21 protein-coding genes and 2 pseudogenes are annotated in these 20550 nt (G+C 67.9%); 9 read left to right on the top strand and 14 right to left on the bottom strand.

Translation table 11 applies throughout. The features are described from left to right. Positions 1-71 precede the first annotated feature (71 nt). Positions 72-1616 (top strand): cobyric acid synthase, encoded by a 1545-nt coding sequence (locus U5914_RS04140; protein ID WP_336134382.1) that lies wholly within the window; start codon positions 72-74, stop codon positions 1614-1616. Between the two features lie 153 nt (positions 1617-1769). Next, a complete protein-coding gene (locus tag U5914_RS04135; RefSeq protein ID WP_336134380.1) occupies positions 1770-2675 on the top strand; it encodes a hypothetical protein in 906 nt (301 codons plus the stop codon). A gap of 111 nt (positions 2676-2786) precedes the next feature. On the opposite strand, the gene U5914_RS04130 is transcribed toward U5914_RS04135, so the two are convergent. The 14 genes from U5914_RS04130 to U5914_RS04065 form a co-directional block, all read right to left on the bottom strand. Further along, on the bottom strand, positions 2787-2975 hold the full coding sequence (locus tag U5914_RS04130) for a hypothetical protein (protein WP_336134378.1): 189 nt from the start codon (positions 2973-2975) through the stop codon (positions 2787-2789). Between the two features lie 45 nt (positions 2976-3020). Continuing rightward, positions 3021-3260, bottom strand: coding sequence for a hypothetical protein (locus tag U5914_RS04125; protein WP_336134376.1), 240 nt, complete (start codon positions 3258-3260; stop codon positions 3021-3023). A gap of 265 nt (positions 3261-3525) precedes the next feature. Continuing rightward, positions 3526-4197, bottom strand: a complete 672-nt coding sequence (locus tag U5914_RS04120; RefSeq protein ID WP_336134374.1) for a cob(I)yrinic acid a,c-diamide adenosyltransferase — start codon at positions 4195-4197, stop codon at positions 3526-3528. Next, positions 4194-4619: a nickel-responsive transcriptional regulator NikR gene (gene nikR / locus U5914_RS04115; protein WP_336134372.1), complete on the bottom strand. Its 426-nt coding sequence runs from the start codon at positions 4617-4619 to the stop codon at positions 4194-4196. The genes U5914_RS04120 and nikR overlap by 4 nt, the downstream gene beginning before the upstream one ends. Before the next feature lie 134 nt (positions 4620-4753). Further along, on the bottom strand, positions 4754-5446 hold the full coding sequence (locus U5914_RS04110; RefSeq protein ID WP_336134370.1) for an adenosylcobinamide amidohydrolase: 693 nt from the start codon (positions 5444-5446) through the stop codon (positions 4754-4756). Next, positions 5446-6459, bottom strand: coding sequence for a threonine-phosphate decarboxylase CobD (gene cobD / locus U5914_RS04105; protein ID WP_336134369.1), 1014 nt, complete (start codon positions 6457-6459; stop codon positions 5446-5448). The genes U5914_RS04110 and cobD overlap by 1 nt, the downstream gene beginning before the upstream one ends. Beyond that, complete coding sequence (locus U5914_RS04100) at positions 6449-7003, bottom strand: NTP transferase domain-containing protein (protein ID WP_336134635.1); 555 nt, start codon at positions 7001-7003, stop codon at positions 6449-6451. Before U5914_RS04100 ends, cobD begins: the two co-directional genes overlap by 11 nt. After that, positions 7003-7755 carry an adenosylcobinamide-GDP ribazoletransferase gene (gene cobS, locus U5914_RS04095; protein WP_336134368.1) on the bottom strand — a complete coding sequence of 251 codons (753 nt, stop codon included), beginning with the start codon at positions 7753-7755 and terminating at the stop codon, positions 7003-7005. Before cobS ends, U5914_RS04100 begins: the two co-directional genes overlap by 1 nt. After that, the gene (gene cbiB / locus U5914_RS04090) at positions 7746-8654 is read right to left on the bottom strand and encodes an adenosylcobinamide-phosphate synthase CbiB (protein ID WP_336134367.1); all 909 of its coding nucleotides are present in this window, start codon (positions 8652-8654) and stop codon (positions 7746-7748) included. The genes cobS and cbiB overlap by 10 nt, the downstream gene beginning before the upstream one ends. Further along, positions 8651-9265: an HAD family hydrolase gene (locus tag U5914_RS04085; protein ID WP_336134366.1), complete on the bottom strand. Its 615-nt coding sequence runs from the start codon at positions 9263-9265 to the stop codon at positions 8651-8653. Before U5914_RS04085 ends, cbiB begins: the two co-directional genes overlap by 4 nt. 72 nt (positions 9266-9337) lie before the next feature. Next, entirely contained in the window at positions 9338-10120 is a 783-nt protein-coding gene (locus tag U5914_RS04080; protein ID WP_336134364.1) for an inositol monophosphatase family protein, read from the bottom strand. Positions 10121-10174: 54 nt separating this feature from the next. Then, positions 10175-11041 carry a GIDE domain-containing protein gene (locus tag U5914_RS04075; protein ID WP_336134362.1) on the bottom strand — a complete coding sequence of 289 codons (867 nt, stop codon included), beginning with the start codon at positions 11039-11041 and terminating at the stop codon, positions 10175-10177. A gap of 55 nt (positions 11042-11096) precedes the next feature. Continuing rightward, positions 11097-11942, bottom strand: coding sequence for a lipoate--protein ligase family protein (locus U5914_RS04070; protein ID WP_336134361.1), 846 nt, complete (start codon positions 11940-11942; stop codon positions 11097-11099). A 70-nt stretch (positions 11943-12012) separates the two neighbouring features. Beyond that, positions 12013-12744 (bottom strand): ribonuclease H-like domain-containing protein, encoded by a 732-nt coding sequence (locus U5914_RS04065; protein ID WP_336134359.1) that lies wholly within the window; start codon positions 12742-12744, stop codon positions 12013-12015. Positions 12745-13095: 351 nt separating this feature from the next. On the opposite strand from U5914_RS04065, the pseudogene U5914_RS16850 reads away from it, so the two are divergent. The 7 genes and pseudogenes from U5914_RS16850 to nucS all read left to right on the top strand — a co-directional run bounded on the left by U5914_RS16850 (position 13096) and on the right by nucS (position 20509). After that, positions 13096-14024: pseudogene (locus tag U5914_RS16850) on the top strand (ADP-ribosylglycohydrolase family protein). A 137-nt stretch (positions 14025-14161) separates the two neighbouring features. After that, positions 14162-15067 (top strand): serine/threonine-protein kinase RIO2, encoded by a 906-nt coding sequence (locus U5914_RS04050; protein ID WP_336134355.1) that lies wholly within the window; start codon positions 14162-14164, stop codon positions 15065-15067. Positions 15068-15433: 366 nt separating this feature from the next. Next, positions 15434-16024 carry a 50S ribosomal protein L15e gene (locus U5914_RS04045; protein WP_336134354.1) on the top strand — a complete coding sequence of 197 codons (591 nt, stop codon included), beginning with the start codon at positions 15434-15436 and terminating at the stop codon, positions 16022-16024. A 254-nt stretch (positions 16025-16278) separates the two neighbouring features. After that, a pseudogene (locus U5914_RS04040) lies at positions 16279-17852 on the top strand (HVO_2922 family protein). Between the two features lie 39 nt (positions 17853-17891). Continuing rightward, positions 17892-19055, top strand: a complete 1164-nt coding sequence (locus U5914_RS04030) for a site-2 protease family protein (RefSeq protein ID WP_336134350.1) — start codon at positions 17892-17894, stop codon at positions 19053-19055. A 40-nt stretch (positions 19056-19095) separates the two neighbouring features. Further along, complete coding sequence (locus tag U5914_RS04025) at positions 19096-19653, top strand: DUF6735 family protein (protein ID WP_336134348.1); 558 nt, start codon at positions 19096-19098, stop codon at positions 19651-19653. A 25-nt stretch (positions 19654-19678) separates the two neighbouring features. Continuing rightward, complete coding sequence (nucS, locus tag U5914_RS04020; RefSeq protein ID WP_336134347.1) at positions 19679-20509, top strand: endonuclease NucS; 831 nt, start codon at positions 19679-19681, stop codon at positions 20507-20509. The last annotated feature ends 41 nt before the right edge of the window (positions 20510-20550 follow it).

Here is a 20550-nt window from a genome sequence, read left to right as displayed (position 1 = left end):
GTTTCGGCCGCGCGTCGTTGCGTTGCTCGCGACTCGTAAGCGGTATTTGAGTCCCATCCCTGTGAGCAGGCGTGACACGCGCCCGAACCCTGCTCGTCGCCGGCACGGCCAGCCACGTCGGCAAGTCGACGGTCGCCGCCGGCCTCTGTCGGTTGCTCGCCGACCGCGGCGTCGACGTCGCGCCGTTCAAGGCCCAGAACATGTCCAACAACGCCCGCGCAGTCGCGCGGGCGACCGGCGACGGGTTCGGCGAAATCGGCGTCTCCCAGTACGTGCAGGCCCGCGCGGCCGGAATCCCGGCGACGACCGACCACAATCCCGTCCTCCTCAAACCCCGCGGCGAGGGCGAATCTCAACTCGTCGTCGACGGCGAGGCGGTCGGCCATTTCGCCGCGGGCGACTACTACGAAACACACTGGGACCGCGCCCGCGAGGCCGCCGAGGCCGCCCACGACCGACTGGCTCGCGACCACGACGTCGTCATCGCCGAGGGCGCCGGCTCTATCGCCGAAATCAACCTCCATCACCGCGATTTGGCGAATCTGGAAACGGCACGGTTTGCTGGCCGCGGCGCGTCGGAGACGCGCCGGAATGGCCGAGCGGCGGAGCCGGGAGGCGCCGACATCCTCCTCGTCGCCGACATCGAACGCGGCGGCGTCTTCGCCTCGCTGGTCGGCACGCTCGAACTCCTCCCCGATGACGTCCGCGAGCGGGTCGCCGGCGCCGTCATCACGAAGTTCCGCGGCGACCGCGCCCTCCTGAGGGACGGCCTCGATAGCTTCGAGGACCGCACCGGCGTCCCCGTCCTCGGCGTCCTCCCCTACGACGACCCCGGCCTCCCCGAGGAGGACAGCGTCTCCCTGCCGGCGGCCGGCGAGGCAGACGTGTGGGGCGCCGACGACGGCGTCAGCGAGGACCGGAGCGTCACCGTCGCCGTCCCGCGGTTCCCGCGGGCCTCGAACGTCACCGACGTCGAACCGCTGGCGCGCGTCCCCGGCGTCCGCGTGCGCTTCGTCCCGCTGGACGCGTCGCTGGAGTCGGCCGACGCTGTCCTCCTGACGGGTACCAAGAACACCGTCGACGACGCCATCGCGGCACGAGACGCCGGCCTTTATAAACAGCTACGCGCCTTCGAGGGCCCCGTCGTCGGCCTCTGTGGCGGCTACCAACTGCTCGGCGAGCGCCTGACCAACGCCGCCGTGGAATCGACGGGCGACACCGAGGCCGTCGACGGCGTCGGCCTCCTGCCCATCGCGACCCGCTTTTCGCCCGACAAGACCGTCGAGGCCGTCGAGCGCGACCTCTCGGGCTGTGGCCCGCTTTCGGGTGCCACGGGACCCGTTTCGGGCTACGAGATACACATGGGCGAGAGCCGACTGGTCGGCGAGGCCGAACGCCCCTTCGCCGACGACGGCGCCGCCGTCGGCGACGCCTTCGGCACGTACCTCCACGCCCTCTTCGAGAACCGGGTCGCTCGCGAGGCGTTCGTGGATGCGATTTATAAATCGGCGGGGCGCGTTCGACCCGAAACGGAGGGGCGGCCGGACTCACCGTACGAGCGGGCCGCGGAACTGGTCGGCGACATCGACCTCGGCGCGGTGGGGCTGGACGTATAAACAGCGCGTCGTGGCGTCGCCCAGCGGCGTTTTGTTCCCATCCACGTTATTGAATCCAGCTAATGAATCGGTCGTACAGATCAAACGAATTATCTCGCCAATATTTCCCCAAAAACCACACCTATACGACATTAACGAACAGTACGCATCAGCGTGGTTGGGGATTTGGTAAATTCAGATGAAATCGGTCAGATTTACGCTACTCTTGCTGAGGACGTAGCGGGTCGCGAAGAGCGACTACAAGAAGAACTTCCGATCGAAACGACCGCAGAGATTCATACGCATCTGCGCAGTGTCGTCAACGACTGGGAGACGGGACGGAAATCGCTCCGGACAGTACCGGTCTGTAGCGCCTACGCTCACGAGCTTGACCGGCCACTCGGAGATTCATTGAAGCGACTACTCACGGGGCTCGATGCAAGTATCAATGTTCTCGACGATATCATAGACACACAAGATCTCTCTCCCCGAGCCAGAATCGGCCTTACGGTCAACGCGGGGTTTTCGGCAGTTCTACTCGCTGAACACTCCCCTCCAGACGCACGCAACGAAATCCGCGACCGGTTGCGCGATTACTTCACTGCCCTGTTCCAGATTCCCCTGGTCGAACAGCGGCTGTTTGCCTCCATGGCGGATACCGAAGACGAACATCGGCGTCACGAAGCAGCCACACAAATCTATGCATACCGGTCCCGCGATATCGATGCGTTTGCAGACATAGCCGCTATCGTAACCGACCCGAACGTCGAAGCAGAACAGCGACTCCGTCGCGACCTCCGCACGTACCGCGCGCGGCGTCTTCTATTGAAAGACATCCGCGACGTTGAGAGGGACCTCAGAGACGATGATATGACGCCTGTGATTTACCTTCTCCAGCACCACGAGACGACAGGAGACGTGCTTGACGCAGTAACGGATCTGTATCGTCGCTTCTCGTATTCAGAGGACGGAAACAAGCGATACGGGGAGACCCTCCGCGAATTAGAGAAGGTGCCAGACGACCTCCACTCGGTGCTGAGCGGGGCGAAAGACCACGTTGACGCGGCCGAGACCTTGTAATAGGTAGTCCCTCGATACTGTCGAATCGGTCTACGAACTCTACCGACTGCTTCATCCCGTGCTTTCAGCGCGTTCCGACCGAATCAGGCGAGAGATGTGTTCGTGAGTACATCAGTCGGATTCCGGCGGTTCCGTCCACGCGATGAGTTTCTCGAAGCCGACGAAAACGAGGAGGAACAGCACCACGAACACGCTCCATCGAATCACGTCGAATTCGCCGGTGAAGGCCAACACGTTGAAGATGTAGGATATCGAGGCGCCGATAGCCCCCGCCAGATAGAGCCGTCCTCGTACGTTCATACGTCACTATCGGTCGCCTCAACCATAGCTGTCAGGGGCGTTCCGCTACTCCTCGTCGGGGCCGGCCCCGCCCTCGGCGGCCGCCTCCCGTCGCTTGCCGTGCCGGTAGCGGAAGACCATCAGGGCGATACTGCCGCCGCCGAAGACGACGACGCCGGCGATTCCGACGATATCGCCCGCGAACGCCGCGGGCGCGCTGGCACCCGCAAGCACCGCCAAGACGACCGCCAGCAGGCCGGAGATGGGAATCAGAAAGCCATCGGGAAACAGCGAGTCCTCGGTCATGGAGGCACGTCGTCTCGGAGCGATAAATAGCTCCGCACCGGTCCCTGTTCAGGTGGTTGCAGTCAGGGCGTCGTCACGCTCGGCACGCTGCTTGACACGCTGCTCGGCAGTTCACGACACGAGAGGGGAAGGCGCATGAGGGGAAGGAGCGTGCGCCGACCCATCCTCCATCCGTCGTTCGGAGGGGGTGTATAATGTGTCTTGTGCCCGTGTCGTCCGCCCGTCAGACGGCCGTCTTCCGGCGTTTTCCGACCGCTCGAGTCGGTCAGTATTCGGTGCCCTTCCGGGCGCGCTGGCCGGCGTCGATTGGGTGTTTCTCCTTGCTGACGTTCGTGACGAGGTCCGCCGCCTCGACGAGGTAGTCTGGGCGCTCGTGGCTCCCGGTAAGGACGAGTTCGAGGCCGTCGGGTGCCGCCTCGACGAGGTCGACCACCTCCTCGGGCGCGACGAGACCGCGGTCGGCCGCGTAGAGCACCTCGTCCAACACGAGCATGTGCATCCCGTCGTCGGCGTCGCCGTCCAGCGGGAAGGGCGTCGAGAGGTCGGCCTCGCGGGCCGCGTCGACGAGTTCCCGGGCCCGGTCGAAGCCCGCCTGTGCCTCGGCGGCGTGGTCGCGTTCCTCGGTGCCGTCGTTCATCGCGTGCCAGCCGTAGTGGCCCAGGTTCTCGTAGGTGAGGCCGGGCATGGCGGCGATGGCGTTGTACTCGCCGCGGACGTCCTCGACGCTGTCGGCGCCGCCCTTCATGAACTGGAGGAGGTGGACGCGGTAGCCGTGGCCCGCCGCGCGGAAGGCCATGCCGAGGGCGGCGGTGGTCTTGCCCTTGCCGTCGCCCCACCAGACCTGCGTGAGGCCGAACTCCTCGGGCACGGCGGGTTCGATGTCGTGGGCTTCGGGCGTGCGGCCCTTTCCCGGTGGCTGTGGGTCGGTCGGGGTCATTCGGTCAGCGGCACCTCGCTTTCGTCGACCGGAATGACCGAGTAGTCGACCGACAGCACGTCGCTGGTCGCGCGGATCTTCCCGACGAAGGTCGATATCTCGTCGAGTTCGCCTTCGAGGACGAACAGTTCCATGCAGTAGTGGTCGCCGACGTGGTTGTGGACGTTCGAGACGACCAGGTCCTCGTGTTCGTGGCGCACCTGCATCATCCGCTCTTCGGCGCTGGAAGTCTCGTGGTCGAAGACGACGGTGACGGTGCTCATCAACTCGCGGCCCTCCAGTTGCTTGTCCTCGAACTCGCTGAGGAGGTTCCGGGAGGCCTCGCGGACGACCTCGCTGCGGCCGGTGTAGCCGTGTTCCTCGGCGAACTCGTCGAGGCGCTCCAGCAGTGATTCCGGCATCGAGACGCTGACGACGCTCATATATTAAAATAGGTGTATAGTTCTATTAAGGATTGCGTAAAAGCCCACCACATCGGGGCCCGAGTTACTAATCTGGACGAGCATCACGTGGGACGTCTGAGAGGCGGCCGACCGGCAGGTCCGTCGAACGATAGCTACGGCTCGAAGCCCGACGGCTCCCGCGTCGTCGTCAGCCCGTAGCGGGCCGCCTCGGGCGTCGGCGGGTCGTCACCGTCGTAGCGTGCATCGAGACTCGCCAGCACGGCGTCCCGGACGCAGGCGCGGGCGGCGTCGCCGACCTCGGTCGCGCTGCCGGCGAACGTCGACGGCGATCCCTCGGGGTCCGACCCGACGACGACGGCGTCGCTGGTGGTGCCCGGGATGTCCGCCGCCGCCAGCAGCGTCGCCGTCTTGGCCTCGACCGCGGTCGCCAGCAGGCCGGCGAGGGCGCCGTCGTCGAGGGCCCGCCTCGTGCCGACGAAGACGTTGACCGTGCCCGGCCGCCAGCCGTCGGCCGTGGGTTCGTGTGCACCCGCTTCGGCGTCGCCCTCGACCGGCAGCACCGCCGGATTCGAGAGGCCGACCGTCGCCACCGCCTCGACGGGGCCGCAGCGGGCGCCGCGGGCGTGCCGCTGGCTGACGCCCGTTAAAAGGGTTGGCCCCGGCGGCCGGTCGCCGAGACGTTCGGCGGCGTATGTACCGAGATCGGTCCGGTCGAACCCCTCCGGCACCGTGAGGTTGTGGGCGGCCTCGGCCTCGTGGTAGCCGCCGTCGAAGCCGTTCGAGAGCCACCGTGTCCCCGGCCGACGAAGCGTGAGTCTGTCCTCGGTCCGTTCGTACTCGAACATCACCACACCTCGTCGAGCGCCTCGAACAGTTCGTCGGTCGCCTCGCGGTCTCGGACGGCGATTCTGACGTGGCATGCGAGGCCCCGGAACGTCGTCGCATCGCGCAACACGACCCCGCGCTCGTGGCAGGCCGAAAGGAGGTCCGACGGGTCCTCGTCGATATTGCAGAGCAGGAAGGGCGCATCGGAGGGGTAGACCTCGAATCCCCGCGCTTCGAGTCCTTCGCGGAGATAGGCGCGCTCCTCTCGGACGCGTTCGCGCGTCTCGCTTATAAAGGCCGCATCCCGCATCGCGTGGGCGCCGACGGCGGCCGCGGGGCCGCCGACCGACCACGCGCGGCGGGCGGTCTGGAGGCGTTCGAGCAGTTCGCCGGAGGCGACCGCAAAACCAGCGCGAAGGCCGGGCAGGCCGAACAGTTTGGTCAGCGAGCGGGCGGCGACGACCCCCTCGCGACCGGCCAGCGACGCGCGGTCGGTGAAGCCGAGGAAAGCCTCGTCGGCGAGCAGGACCGTTCCCGAGGCCGCACACCGGTCGGCGAAGGCGGCCAGTTCGTCCGCAGGTGGTAACTCGCCGGTCGGGTTGTTCGGCGCGCAGACGACGGCCATCGCGTGGTCCGTGGGGTCGGCATCCAGCAGTTCGTCGTGGCGAACGAGTGTGGGGTTGCCACCCGCCAGTTCGACCTCGCGGGCGTACTCGCCGAAGGATGGATAGGGGACGAGGACGCTGTCGCCCGGCGAGACGACGACGCCGATGGCGAGGCGAATCGCGGCGAGGCCGCCCGCCGTCGGGACGACCGACTCGGCGTCACAGCCGACGTAGTCGGCGGCGGCATCGCGGAAGTCGGGATAGCCGTCGTTGGGATACGACCGGGCGTCGTCGAAGGCCGCCTCGTAGACGGCCCGAGAGCCCTCTGGCACGCGGGGGTTGATGTTCGCGCTCAAATCCAGCACGTCGGGGTCGTCGCTGGAGCCGTGCGGAACCCGTTCGGCGTCGGCGACGCTCTCAGGGTCCATCCGCGAGCACCTCCGCAACCGCGGCGTCGGCGGGACGATTGACGTTGACCGCCAGTCGGGCGTCGTAGCTGATGTGGAGGGTTTCGTCGGCCCCGTCGTCGGCGCCGACGACGTTGAGCCCCGTCGGCGCGAGTTCGTGGCCGCCGTGGGCGCGGGTCGTATCGGCGCTGACGCCGAGGACATCTTTCAGCGACGTGGGGACACAGACGGTCAGCGGACCGGCTTCGTGGGCGTCGAGTGCCTCGTCGACCACCTCGCCGGTCAACAGCGGAAGGTCGGCAACGACCGTCAGGACCGGCAACTCGACGTCCTCCAGTGCCGCGGTTAAGTCTTCGACGTAGCCCTCGCCGGCCGTCTCGATGCGGGGAACGCGCCCGTCCAGATGCTCGGCCGTCTCGGGAGCGTGCGGCGAGGTGACGGCGTGGACCGTCTCGATGCGACTCTCCCGAAGCGCCGCCAGCACGCGGTCGACCATCGGCCGGCCGCCGACCTCGAACAGCGGTTTCTCGCCGCGGTCAAGACGGGTCCCCTGTCCGCCGCACATCAGAAGCGCATCCATACGAACACCCCCACATGCAGCGCGACGACGCGGCCGAGTTCGTTCGTCGCGCCGAAGACGTCGCCGTTGACGCCACCGAGGGCGTCGTCGGCCCACCGAACGAGGGCGACGGCGACGGCCGGCCCCGCGAGGACGGCGATGAGCGCGGCCGGTGAAAAGCCCGTCAGGAGGGCGGCCGGCAGGGCGACCAGCGCCGGGCCGAGCAGGAGCGCCCGGTCGGCGTTGCGCGTGAACCCCGAACCGAGGCCCTCGTGGCTCGCGGTGCCGAGACAGGCCACCGTCGCCATGCCGAGTTTCGCGCCGACCTCGCTGGCGACGACCAGCGCGACGGCCGCTTGATAGGGCATCGACGCCAGCGCGAGGCCCGCCAGCGCGAGGCCGGCGACGACGACCGCGACGGCGACCGTGCCGCCGACGCCCGTCGTCGTGTCCTTGAGCGCGCGGCGGCGCTCGTCGGCGTCGTGAATCGCGGCGGCGTCACCGAGGTCGGCGATGCCGTCCATGTGGTTGATGCCGGCGACGGCAACGAGCGCGAGCAGGAAGACGAACGCCGCGGCGTGGCCATCGATGAGGAGGAACGGAATCGCGACGAGGATGCCGATGAGGTAGGCGACGAGCGGGAAGACCGCGGGCGTCGCCTGAAAGCGAAGCCAGTCGTCCTCGCTGGTCTCGACGGGCAGTCGCGTGAGGAAGGCGATGCCGCCGCGGACGGCCGGAACGAGTTCGGTTAGAGCCACCGTATCACGCCGACGAGCGCGACCAGCGTGTAACTTACGAGTCCGACGCGGGTGACCGCCACCAGCGCGTCGTCGCCGTCGGCGACCGAGGGGTAGTCGGCCACCTCGTTGAGCGTGTAGACGCCCCGCTTTTCGAGGCGGACGTTCAGTGCCGCCGCCATCGTCCCCATCGGCCACCCGGCGTTGGGCGAGTCGGTCTTGCGGGCGTAGCGACGGGCGCGCCACCACGCGTCCGGCGCGCCCATGACGAGCGCTAGCAGCAGCGCCGTCACCCGCGCGGGGACGAACATCACGAGGTCGTCGAGGCGGGCGCTGCCCCACCCGAAAGCGCCGGGGTAGCCGAGCATCGAATCCATCGTGTTGACCGCCTTGACGTAGGCCGCCGCGGCGCCCGCCGCCGGCAGGGAGACCACAGCCAAAGCCCCGAACGCCAGAAGCGGCGCGACGAGGCCGTCCGAGAGGTTCTCGGCGGCGCTTTCGACCGCCGCGCTCCGGACGAGGTCGGACGATAGCTCCCCGACGTCCCGCCCCACCAGCGCCGGCAGCACCTCGCGGGCCGACTCGATATCCGTCTCGCTTTCCTCGATGGCGCGACCCACGATATCGAGCAGGAGGCGGAAACTCGACATCGACCACAGCAGGAGGCCGGCGACGACACCGGTCACGATGGGCGGCATCACCCACAGGAGACCGTAGACGGCGAGCGCCGCCGCGGCCGGCAAGAGGAGCGCCAGCAGCGCGCCGGCGAGCCGCGGCCGGCGATACTCCCGGTCGACGGACTCGATTATCCGGCCGAAGAGCGTCACCGGATGGTATTCCGCGGGCGGCTCTCGCATGGTCCAGTCGAGCGCCAGCGCGAGAGCGGCGGCGATAACGACAGCAAGCCCCGCCGTGCTCACTGCATCACCTCCGGGTCGAACTCGGACAGCGGCGTCTCCGCCACGTCGACGAACCGGCCGCCCACCTCACGGACGCCGCCGTCGGTTTCGGGGTCGTCGCCGACGTGGACGAGTTCGGAGGGTTCAACATCGAGGCGTCGGGCGGCCGCCTCGAACGCGCGGGGGTCCGGCTTCCGCCACCCGCAACCGACGCTCGTGACGACGCCGTCGAAGGCGCCCTTCAGGTCCGCGCGGATCAGCGTCCGGCGGACCAACTCGGGGACGCTACAGTTCGAGCAGACGCCGACCGGGCCGGCCGCCCTCGCCACCTCGATGGCCGCCTCGGCGCCGGGACAGCGCTCGACGTCGGGGTCGAAGGCCGCGACGACGGCCCGGCGTGCGGCATTGTTCGGCGCGTCGACGTTTCGGGATGCGAGCGCCGCCGAGACGTGTGCCGGAAGCGGTACCTCGGCCCCCGGCGGCGCGTCGATGTGGACCTCGCGGTACGCCTCGCCGAAGTCGTCGGGGACCGCCACGTCCCGCTCGCGCAACTCGCGGGCGACGGCCGCGGCGGGGTCGGCGGGCATCTCGGCGTCGACGAGCGTGCCGAAGAGGTCGAACGTAACGGACACTAGCGGCGTCTACCGGGGGCCGTGACTTGAATCTCGTGGGCACGCCTCGGCGGCCGCCAGCGGAGTCGCCCTTCAAACCGCGTCGGCGGCTATCGTGGCGAGGCGGTCACACAGCGCGTCTGTTCGGGCCGCGACGAACCACTCCTCGCCGCTGGCCGTCTCGTGGCCGACGACATCGACGAATAACTCGCCGAGGGCCTGCTCCTCGGCGTCCGGGCGATAACAGACTGCCCCGTCGATGCGCCCGCGGGCGAGCAGGCCCCAGTGAACGGTCGGACTCCAGCTTTCGATTCGCCGCTTGCAGGCGTCCTCGATGCCGCGATTGATGGTCTCCGAGACGGCGCTGGCCGCCGCGTCCGCCTTGACGCCGTGGCCGATGACCGACATCACCGTCGCCGACTCGGTGGTCAGGGCCGACGCCTCCGTGCCGTCGACGGGCGTGCCGTCGTACCGGAGGCCGTCACCGCGTCGGGCGACGTACAGCTCGTCGGTGGTCGGGACGTGGACGACGCCCAGTTCCGCCTCGCCGTCGACCAACAGGGTGACCGCCGCCGCGAAGGAGGGCAGACCCGCCTCGAAGTTGTTCGTCCCGTCGAGCGGGTCGACGATCCAGCGATACCGGTCGTCGCCAGCGTGGCGGCCGGATTCCTCGGCGTCGATGGTGTGGTCGGGAAAGGCGTCCGTCAGGACCTCAAGCATCCGCGTCTCCGATTCGACGTCGGCGCTCGATTTCACGTCCGTCGCGGAGTGGTCGGCGTCCGTCTGGCCGTCACGGAAGGCCGCGCGGAGATACCGGCCACCGCGCAGGCAGGCATCGATGGCGACCGATTCCGCGCCGTCGGGGACCGAAGTCATGGGCGTGCCTGTGGCCGGTTCCCGCAAAAAGGATTCGTCCCCGCCCGCCGGCGGTTACAGCGCCCCGGCGGCGAACAGCATCGCGGCGAACCCGAGCGCGCTCACCGGAACCCCGGCGACGAAGCCGACCGTGACGCGGCCCCGGAGCCGTGAGGGGTAGTCGGCGTCGGCGACGACGAAGGGGGTGCCGTCGGCGATGCGGAGGCCACCCTCGGACCTCGCGCGGCCGAGGACGAACGCCTCCTCGCCCGGCGCGAGCGTCGCCTCCTGATAGCGCCGGCCGGAATCGCGGGGCGCGGGCGCGATGTCGGCCTCTTGGCGGAGCGCCTCGGCCCCGCCGGAGGGGTGTTCGCCGGTCTCGACTACGACCTCGGTCCGGTCGTCGATGTGGTAGGCGGCAGCTGTCGGGTCCACCCGAACGCGTTCGGTGCCGCCGTCGGCGTAGACGGTGAACCGAACGCCGTTTTCGCCCATCGTCGCGAGCGACCAGTTCGCTTCGTCGAGTTCGTCATCGTTTTGCTCGTCGTCCTGCTCGTCGGCCGACGTGTCCCCATCGTCGTCCGTCTCGTCGAGGATACGATACGTATAGCAGACGGCCGGCGCGTCGTGTAGTGGCGCGGTCAGCGTGCCGCCGGTCGGCTCGACGGTTCCGGTGACGGCCGTCAGTCCGTCGGTCGCGCCGCGGCGTCGGCCCACGGCCACGAGCAGGTGACGCGGGAAGTTCGAAACCGCCGACACGACGCCGAGGAGACCCACCGCGTAAAGCAGGCCGGCGAGGAACACCAGCGGGTTCCCATCGGTCCAGTCGATCTGTCCGTACCTCCCGGCGACGGCCACGCCGGCGGCGACACAGACGACGTACAGCAAGATTCCGCCAGCGCCGACGCCCGTCCGGCGCTTCAGGTCCGACACGGCGGCCATACCGCGAACTCGATACGAGACCTAAAAAGTAGTTTCCCGGAAGCGGGGGCGCGCCTCAGTCCAGCGGGTCCGTCCGCTCTCTGACCCACGCGTCGGCGCGGTACTTCCCGCCCGAGATTTCCTTGGCGCGCTCGCGTTCCGCGTCGGTCCACTCGCCCGTCTCGGCGCCGGCCCACCCGGCCAGCGCGTCTTCGAGTTCGGCGACGAGTCGCGAGCGCTGGAGGTCGTAGCCACCGAAGGCGCCGAGGCCAGTCTCGACCGTCTCCTCGTAGTCGACCGACTCGACGGCGCCGCAGACCCGCGCCTCGAATTCCTCGGTGGTAACCGGCGGGTCCTCGAAACAGCCGAGGTGCTTCTCGGCGTCGGCGTCGAAGGTCAGCGACCCGTGCTGGACGATGGCATCGCGGGTCCGGTACTGGGCGTTGCCGGCGATTTTCCGGCCGTCGGGGCCCGTGAGGTCGTGGACGGGGTCGATGGCGCGGAGATAGCAGGCGGGCGACCAGATGGCCTCGCGTTCCGCATCGGCGAAGGAGACGTCGATGTCGCAGGCGTCGAATGCGCCCAGAATGGGTTGCATGAACTCCCGATAGCACTCGGTGACGTCGCCGGGGTACTCGTCGGCCGGTGCGATAATCGAGTAGGCCACGTCGCCCGTCGTGTCGTGGTAGATGGCGCCGCCGCCGGTCGGTCGGCGAGTGACGGTGATGTTGTTGGCCTCGCAAAAGTCCCAGTCGACGACGTCGGGGTCGGTGCCGTAGCCCAGCGAGAGCGTGCTCGGCAGCCAGCGATAGAGCCGAACCGTCGCGGGGCCGCCCGACGCGACGGTTTCGGCGGCCACCTCGTCGAAGGCCATCGCCATCGGGCCGTCGTGCATCTCCTCGGGGATGAGCCGCCAGTCCATAGCCGCGCTTGGACAGCGGGAGGGAAAGCGATTGCGCCCGAGCGCAAAAGGGAACCGCGAGACCCGCCGGCTACGGCAGGAGGCGCTCGTCGAGCCGTTCGACGGTCCGGTCGGCGACCGTCTGCATGTTGACCGTGTCCTCGCGATTGTAGGAGATGAGCGTCTCGAGCGACCCGTCGACGCCGCGTTCGTGCTCCCGCCAGAGGCGTACCGCGTCCTTCCCGGAGAGGTCCGGGCGGTCCCGCTGGATGCCGACCTCGGTCTCGATGGTCTTCAGCCCGCCCGTGAGGTCGGCCCGCTTGCAGGGGTACATCAGGTCGAGATGCGGCGCGTCGATTGAGAGGTCGAACGATTCCTCGAGGAACGGCACGTCGAAGCGCGCGCCGTTGAACGTCACCAGAAGCGGCGCATCCAGCAACTCGCGGACGTTCTCGCGGGTGAGGTCGTCGCCGCGGACGAGCGTCTCGGTGTCGCCGCCCCGGTGGAACGTCACGCAGGTCACGTCGTCGTGAGTGTGGTTCAGGCCGGTCGTCTCGATGTCGAAAAAGCAGGCCTCGTCGCGGAAGTCCTCGTAGAGCCGCCACTGCTCGGAGGAGGGCAGTTGCCGGTCGAAGAAGGCCGAATCGCCCGAATCGAGCCGTGGCCGGGCGGTCTCGATGAACGATTCGATGCGGTCGGCCGTCGTCGGCCCGCACAGCGAGGGCTCGAAGGCCTCCCACGTCCGAGCGCCCGCCTCCCAGAGCTGTCGCTCGGTCGCCTCGCCGACGCCCTCCACGGGAATGTAGGAGTTCTCCAGTCGCACGACCACCTCTCGGGTGTCGACCCTCCTAAACCGTTCGCTCGTACGCCGGGTCGCGAGCGGTCCAGCCGTCTCGTCGCCGAACGCCCGTTCAGGAGGTTGCAGTACGAGGTCGAACCACCCGAAAAACCACCGTTCCGGCACCGATACGCCGAACCGAGCGATAGATACGGTGAAAACCGTGAGTCGCGGCGGATCCAATATAAATCATATACCACTATATCAAATCCATCGCGGCGAGAAATCGGAGACGCGTCCAAGACGGGGTAGCCAAGCGGCCTATCCTCTGAAAACGGTAAAATCGACCCGAATCAGCAACAGGAGTTTGACGCTCGGCCCGCAAGGCCCCCCACGATGAGAAACCACACACGCGCACGCGGGGTACTGCTGGGGCTCGCCTGCGGGGACGCGCTCGGCCGGCCGGTCGAGTTCGCCTCGCCGGACGCAATCGAGCGACGACACGGCCGCGTCACCGAGATGCTGGCCGACGGCACCCACGGCCAACCCGCCGGGACGGTCACCGACGACACCGATATGGCCCTCCGTATCGCCCGGAGCCTCGCCGAGAACGGCGGGTTCGACCCGGCGGATATCGCCGAGCGCTTCGTCGAGTGGAAACGCTCCGGGCCGTTCGACATCGGCATCATGACCAGCAACGCTCTCCGGCGCATCGAGAACGGTGAACCGTGGAACGAGGCCGGTCACAACGAATGGGAGGCCAGCCCCGAGGAAACAACGCTGGCAACGGCAGCCTCATGCGCTGTGCACCCTACGCCGTGGCCTACCGCGACGATCCCGACCGCCGCCGGGCGGTCAGTCGAGAGTCGGCGGCGATTACCCACGCCGACCCCCGGTGTCAGTGGGGCTGTGTGCTGTTCAACGACGTTCTCGCCGAGACGCTGGGCGGCAACGACCGGCCGCTGGACGCTGCCCTCGATTCGCTCGACGACCTTCCGGCGGAAATCGAGGCCGCAGCGGTCGAGGTACTCGCCTACCGGGACAGCGGAGATAGCATCGACCTCCAGAACTCCGGATACGTCGTCACGACACTGCAGGCCGGGCTCTATCACGGCCTGACGGCCACGAGTGCCGAGGACGCGATCGTCGACGCCGTGATGATGGGTGGCGATACCGACACCATCGCCGCGGTGACCGGCGCGCTCGCAGGCGCCCGATTCGGGGGCGACGCGCTGCCCGACCGCTGGCTTTCGGCGCTGGCCGTCCGGGCAGAACTCGAATCGCTCGCGGACGACCTGCTCGGAATCGACCACGAGCAGGGCTGAGTTCCGCGTTCTCGCTTGCTCCGGCAGTTCGGGAGAGTGTGCTGACGAAGCGAATTTTATATCGTCATATACAGTTTATTCCTGCCCATCCCCGACGCGAGGTGCTTTTGAGGGTTCGGACGCTAGAACCCGCTGAGATGGTTCAGAACGTCGCTGCGCAGATGGCCGAGTTGGAGGAGGGGGATTTCCATCTGCTCTCCGGCATCGAACACGGGATGCGGTTTTCGCGGTGGGTCAGCGAGGGGAAACTCCCCAAGTTCTCCCGGCTCGACGAGGAGGAGGTCACCTACCGCATCGACCGCTGTATGGACCGCGAACTCGTCGAACGGAAGACCATCCAGTATACCGGCTATCGACTCACCTTCGAAGGGTACGACGCGCTCGCGTTGCGGACCTTCTCGGAGCGGGACACCATCGACGGCGTCGGCGCACCCCTGGGCGTGGGCAAGGAAAGCGACGTCTACGAGGCCCGGTCGTTCCAGCCGCTGGCGCTGAAATACCACCGCGAGGGGTACACCAACTTCCGGGAGGTCCAGAAGGAACGGGAGTACACCGCCGACAAGGAACACCGCTCGTGGTTCTACACCGCCCGGAAGGCGGCCGAACGGGAGTACGAGGCCCTCGAAACGCTGTATCCCGAGGTGTCGGTTCCCCGGCCCGTCGACCAGAACCGACACGCGCTGGTGATGGAGAAACTCGACGGCGTCGAACTCTCGCAGGCGAAACTGGAATCCGAGCAGGTCGTCGGCGTCCTCGATCTGATTCTCGAGGAGATGGCGACCGCCTACCGGGAGGGCTACGTCCACGCCGACATGAGCGAGTACAACGTCTTCGTCTCCAGTGAGGGGGTGACCGTCTTCGATTGGCCGCAGTCGGTGCCGACCGAACACGAGAACAGCGAGGAACTGCTCGAACGGGACGTCGACAACATCGTCGGCTATTTCGAGCGAAAGTATCCACACGAGACCCCCGAAATCGACCGCGCGGCCCTCGCGGGCGCGCTCGTCGAAGACGAATTCGAGACAGCCCGTAATTTCGCCTGAGACGCGTCTTTTCGGCCATTTGCGAGTGTTTTCGTGTGTTCGAGGATAGCCGTGTCGAGTCCACTATAAACTGGATTCTACGATATAGAATCGAAGTGGTCACGGCTGAGTGGGTCGACTGCGGAGAGTCGAGATTGACGTCGCGTCGGGGGAGTCGCTCGGGTTCATCGCCGTCGCTGGGCGATAGGTGCGAGAGCGCCCGGACCGACGGCTTTCGAAGCCCTTAACCGATGTCGTGGGGAAATATCGACAACTCGCTGGACGACGGGCACCAGCGGGCACCTGTCTACGCAGGTCGGGATGTGATTCCCGTTGCGGCGTCGCCGCGGCGGGGATTGAACCACGCAACGCCCGTGGTGAAACACAATGGCACGAAGCTTCTATTCGCACATCCGAGAGGCGTGGCAGACGCCCAAGGACGGAAAGCTCGCGGAACTACAGTGGCAGCGCCAGCAGGAGTGGCGCGACCAGGGCGCCATCGAGCGCGTCGAACGCCCCACCCGCCTCGACAAGGCCCGTTCGCTCGGCTACAAGGCCAAGCAGGGCGTCGTCGTCGCTCGGGTGTCGGTCCGCAAAGGTACCGCTCGCAAACAGCGCTTCAAGGCCGGTCGCCGGTCGAAGCGGCAGGGTGTCAACAAGATTACCCGCCGGAAGAACCTCCAGCGCATCGCCGAGGAGCGTTCCTCCCGGAAGTTCCGCAACCTGCGGGTCCTCAACAGCTACTGGGTCGGTGAGGACGGCTCCCAGAAGTGGTTCGAGGTAATCCTGCTCGACCCCGAACACGGCGCCATCCAGAACGACGACGACCTCAACTGGATCTGCAACGACAGCCAGCGCGGTCGGGCCTTCCGTGGCCGCACCTCCGCCGGCCAGCGCGGCCGTGGCCAGCAGAAGCGCGGCAAGGGCACCGAACACACCCGCCCGAGCCTCCGCTCGGACAGCCGTCGCGGCAAGTAGACCTTCGTTCGTTCCCCGTTTTCGGGTTCGTTCAAACGTTCCGTAGCGTCCGGTCCCTCCCGTCGAAACCGATAGTATCGGCTGCAACGCGGTTAGGCATATACTAACACCTATCATATATACAGAATATATCAATCTACTTTTAAGAGGAGGTGGCCGCCGTAAGCCAGTTTTCAAGCTCTATAGCTCAGTTTCATCCCGGTTTTTCTGAACTGTGGGAACCTTTATGTCTTATCCCAGAGAAGTTTAGTAGTATGGCAAAACAACAGCGCAACGACGGTGCGCTCACGGGGTTCTACCGCGAGCGCATCACCGAACCCGGTACCGACGACGAGGTGTACGGCTACTGGCTGTTCGTGGTCGGCTTCCTCGCCAGCGTGGTTGGCGTCGCGCTGTTCCTCTACAGTTCGATGCTCGTGACTCAGCGGCCCTCCGTCAACGACCCGGCGACGTTCTGGACGGTCAGGCAGGCGGGCATCGTACTGGCGGCCGGCGGCATCCCGCTCATTCTCGGCGGCGTCGCGCTTCGGTTGCCGCTCCGACGGTTGGCGACGTATCTGACCTACGGGGGTATGGCCCTCTGTCTGCTCGCACTCGTGTGGTTCGTGACCGTCTATCCGGCCGGCTGGACCTTCGCGACGGGCAACACCGGCGTCATCGGCCTCTACGTCCTCGGGTTGGTCGTCATCGCGGCGGGCGCGGTGCTGGTGCCGATGCTCTCGCGGGCCGAAACCGAACCGGAGAGCGAACGCGTGGTCCGCGAGGAACGGGAGCGTGAAGCCGCCGAAACCCGCGAAGAACTCGCCAGCACGCGCGAGGAACACGAGGAGGCGCGGGCGGCCGCCGAGGCGAGCGCGGCCGAACTCGAAGCCCTCCGGCAGTCGAAGGCCCGCTTCGAACTCTTCGAGGACCGGGCCGGCGGCCACCGCTGGCGGCTCCGCCACTACAACGGCAACATCATCGCCGACTCCGGCGAGGCGTACGCCAGCCGACAGAAGTGCCAGCAGGGGATGCACAGCGTGATGCGGAACGCGCTGGGCGCCGAGGTGCGCCTCATCGAACCCGACGACCCCGAGGAGGCCGTCGAGGCAGTCGAAACCGAGCCCATCGAGTACGAGAGTCAGGCCGCCTTCGAACTCTACGAGGACAACGCCGGCGAGTACCGCTGGCGGCTGGTTCACGACAACGGCAACATCCTCGCCGATTCCGGCGAGGGCTACGCCTCCAAGTCGAACGCGAAGCGGGCCATGAACGGCGTCCGCGACCACGCGGCCGCGGGCGACTACCTCAAAATCGACCCCGCCGGCTTCGAGGTCTACCGCGACAGGGGCGGCAAGTGGCGCTGGCGGCTCGTCCACGAGAACGGCAACATCCTCGCCGACTCCGGGCAGGGCTACGCCAGCCGACAGAAGGCACGACAGGGCATCGACAGCGTCCGAACCAACGCGAGCGATGCGGACATCGAGGAGAGCCCATGAGCGCAACCTTCGAACTCTACGAGGACAACCGCGGGGAGTACCGCTGGCGACTCCGCCACGACAACGGAAACATCATCGCCGACTCCGGCGAGGGCTACAACGACAGGTCCGGCGCCAGAGATGCAATCGAGCGGATACAGAAGTACGCCCCCGACGCCGACGTCCTCGACATCGGCCGGGCGGCCTTCGAAATCTACGAGGACGCGGGCGAGGAGTGGCGCTGGCGGCTGCGCCACCGCAACGGGAACATCATCGCCGACTCCGGCGAGGGCTACGCCTCCCGAAGCGCCGCACAGGACGCCGTCGACGGCGTCAAGCGGAACGCCCCCGGCGCCGACGAGCACGAATAACTACACGGCTTCGGCCCCTTTTCAATATACGTCCCACCAATGCGTAACTTCCACGTCGGCACGATCACCGGCATCCCCATCCGACTCAACATCACGTTCCTGATATTCCTGCCCGTCCTCGCGTGGCTCATCAGCCGTCCGGCACAGCTGGCCGCCTACGCCGGCTTCGTCGCGGGCATCTCGCCACACGAGGTCGACATCGCGCTGTTGCAGACCGGCAACACGCCGATCGTCATCGGTATCGCCGCGGCGCTCGGCCTGTTCGTCGGCGTCCTGCTGCACGAACTCGGCCACTCGTGGACGGCCCGGCGCTACAACATCACCATCACCTCCATCACGCTGTGGATATTCGGCGGGATGGCCCGCATGGAGGACCTCCCGGAGGACTGGAACGTCGAGTTCTACGTCGCGTTGGCCGGCCCCGCGATGAGCCTCCTCGTCGCCGCCGCCTGCTACGGCCTGCTGTTCATCGTCCCCGCCCAACCCGTCCTGGTCTTCGTCATCGGCTGGCTGGCGGTCATCAACCTCACGCTCGCCGTCTTCAACATGCTGCCGGCGTTTCCCATGGACGGCGGCCGCGTCCTCCGGGCGCTGCTGGCCCGCTCGCGACCCTACGCCGAGGCCACACGGACCGCCGCCTCCGTCGGCAAGGGGATGGCCATCCTGCTGGCCGTCCTCGCCGTCCTCGCCTTTGCGCCCATCCTGTTGCTCGTGGCGATGTTCGTCTACGTCGCCGCCGGCGCCGAATCCCGCGCGACCGTCATGCGTGACCTGCTGGCCGACATGACCGCCCGCGACCTCATGTCGACGGACGTGCGGACGGTCACCCCCGAGACGACCGTCGCCGAGTTCCTCGACCGCGTCGTCACCGAGCGGACGGTCGCCTACCCCGTGATGGAGAAGGGCACCGTCACCGGCCTCGTGACGCTGAATACGGTCCGGAACGTCGCCCCCGCGAAACGGGATTCGACCACCGTCGCCGACGTGATGGGGCCCGCACCGCCGAGCGTCGCCCCCGAGGCCGACGCCTTCGAGGCGATGCAGGCCCTCGGCGAGTCGAAAAGCGACCGCGTGCTCGTCGTCGAGGACGGCCGCTTCGTCGGCCAGATTACCTCCGAGGACTTCATGCGGGCCATCGAGGTCCTGCAGGGCATCGGCTCGCACCGGGGGCGCGACATCGAGACCCCCGACGGCTACGCCTGACCGCGGGTTTATGACCGAAGGCGCGGCCAGACGGCCCACGATGGGCCACCGCGTCCTCGTCGCCTACGACCGCGACGGCTACGACTGCCACTACGCACACTGGGGGCTCGCTCCCGACGACATCACTCCCGAAACGCCGTTCGGCGGCCCGCCCGACGACGCGTGGGCCGCCGACCGCGCCGCCGACCTCCTCGACCCGCAGGGCGGCCGACTCGACGAGGCCCACGACCAGGCGGTCGACCCAGACCCGATAGCGACCGGCCTCACCTTCGCCGAGGTCTGCCGGCGGGTCGACCCGCTGGAACACGAGGCGCTGTTCGTCGTCGACCCCGAGTTCGCGGTGCGGACCTACCTCGCCTTTCCGGTCGAACGCGGCGACGGCCGCCCCACCGGCGCGCTGGTCGGCTACGACGGCCGACGGGACGCGGCCTACCTCCGCGGGTGGCTGGCCGGCGCCCGGGCCGTCCGGGATACCAGCGGCCTCGACGGCCCGGCCGTCGCCCGCGCCCTCCGATGGTTGGACGCCGACCGCGGCACCGTCGTCTGGCTCGTCGAGGATTCGGCCTCGACCGCGGCGGCCGGCGAACGCGACGCTTAAACGCCCGACGCCACTACGCTCGGCCGTGTCGAACGACGAGTCGACGGACGGCGGCAAACGGGAGTCGGAACCCAACCCAGCAGCCGCGCGTACCCACACCGAGCCCACGCCCGTCGAAGCCGCCGAACTCGTCCGGAACGGCCTCGACCGCGACGCCCTCGTGACGCTGTTCGGGCGCTGTACCGTCGACTACGAGGGCCGGGCGGCCTCGGAACTCGGCCCCGGCGACCGCCACCTCATGCTCAAACCCGACGGCGCGGCGCTGGTCCACACCGACGAGGGCCAACAGCCGGTCAACTGGCAGCCGCCCGGATGCGAACACAGCTGCCGCGTGGCGCCACGCGCCACGGACGAGCGAGCGGAGAGCGGAGCGAACCGCGAACACGCTGAAGGCGACACGCTCGTCGTCGAGAGCCACCGCTCGACGCCCGAGGAGTCGCTGGTCGTTCGCTTCTCGTCGGTCGCCCACGCTGCCGCCTTCGCCGGCTCGGACCCCCAGTCCCTCGAAGTGGTCGGTACCGAGGCCGACCTCAAGGAGCGAATCCTCTCGGAGCCGGGACTCGTCGAGGCCGGCTTCACGCCGCTGGCGACCGAACGGGAGACCCCCGCCGGCGCCGTCGACGTCTACGGCGAGGACGACGCCGGGCGGACGGTCGTCCTCGAATTGAAACGCCGGCGTGTCGGCCCCGACGCGGTCGGGCAACTGGACCGCTACGTCGAGGCGCTCCGGCGGGACCTGCACGCCGACGCCGAGGTTCGCGGCGTGCTGGTGGCGCCCTCGGTCACCGACCGCGCCGAGGCACTGCTGGCCGAGAAGGGACTGGAGTTCGTCTCGCTGACGCCCGAGGGCGAATAGCGGGCAGGAGCCGATTCAGGACAGGTGGGCCACGTGTCAGT

This window comes from Natronomonas amylolytica (genome assembly GCF_037031205.1).
Lineage (GTDB): Archaea > Halobacteriota > Halobacteria > Halobacteriales > Haloarculaceae > Natronomonas > Natronomonas amylolytica.
The sequence above is the reverse complement of the archived record's forward strand: the minus strand, read 5'-3'. Positions and strand labels throughout refer to the sequence as shown.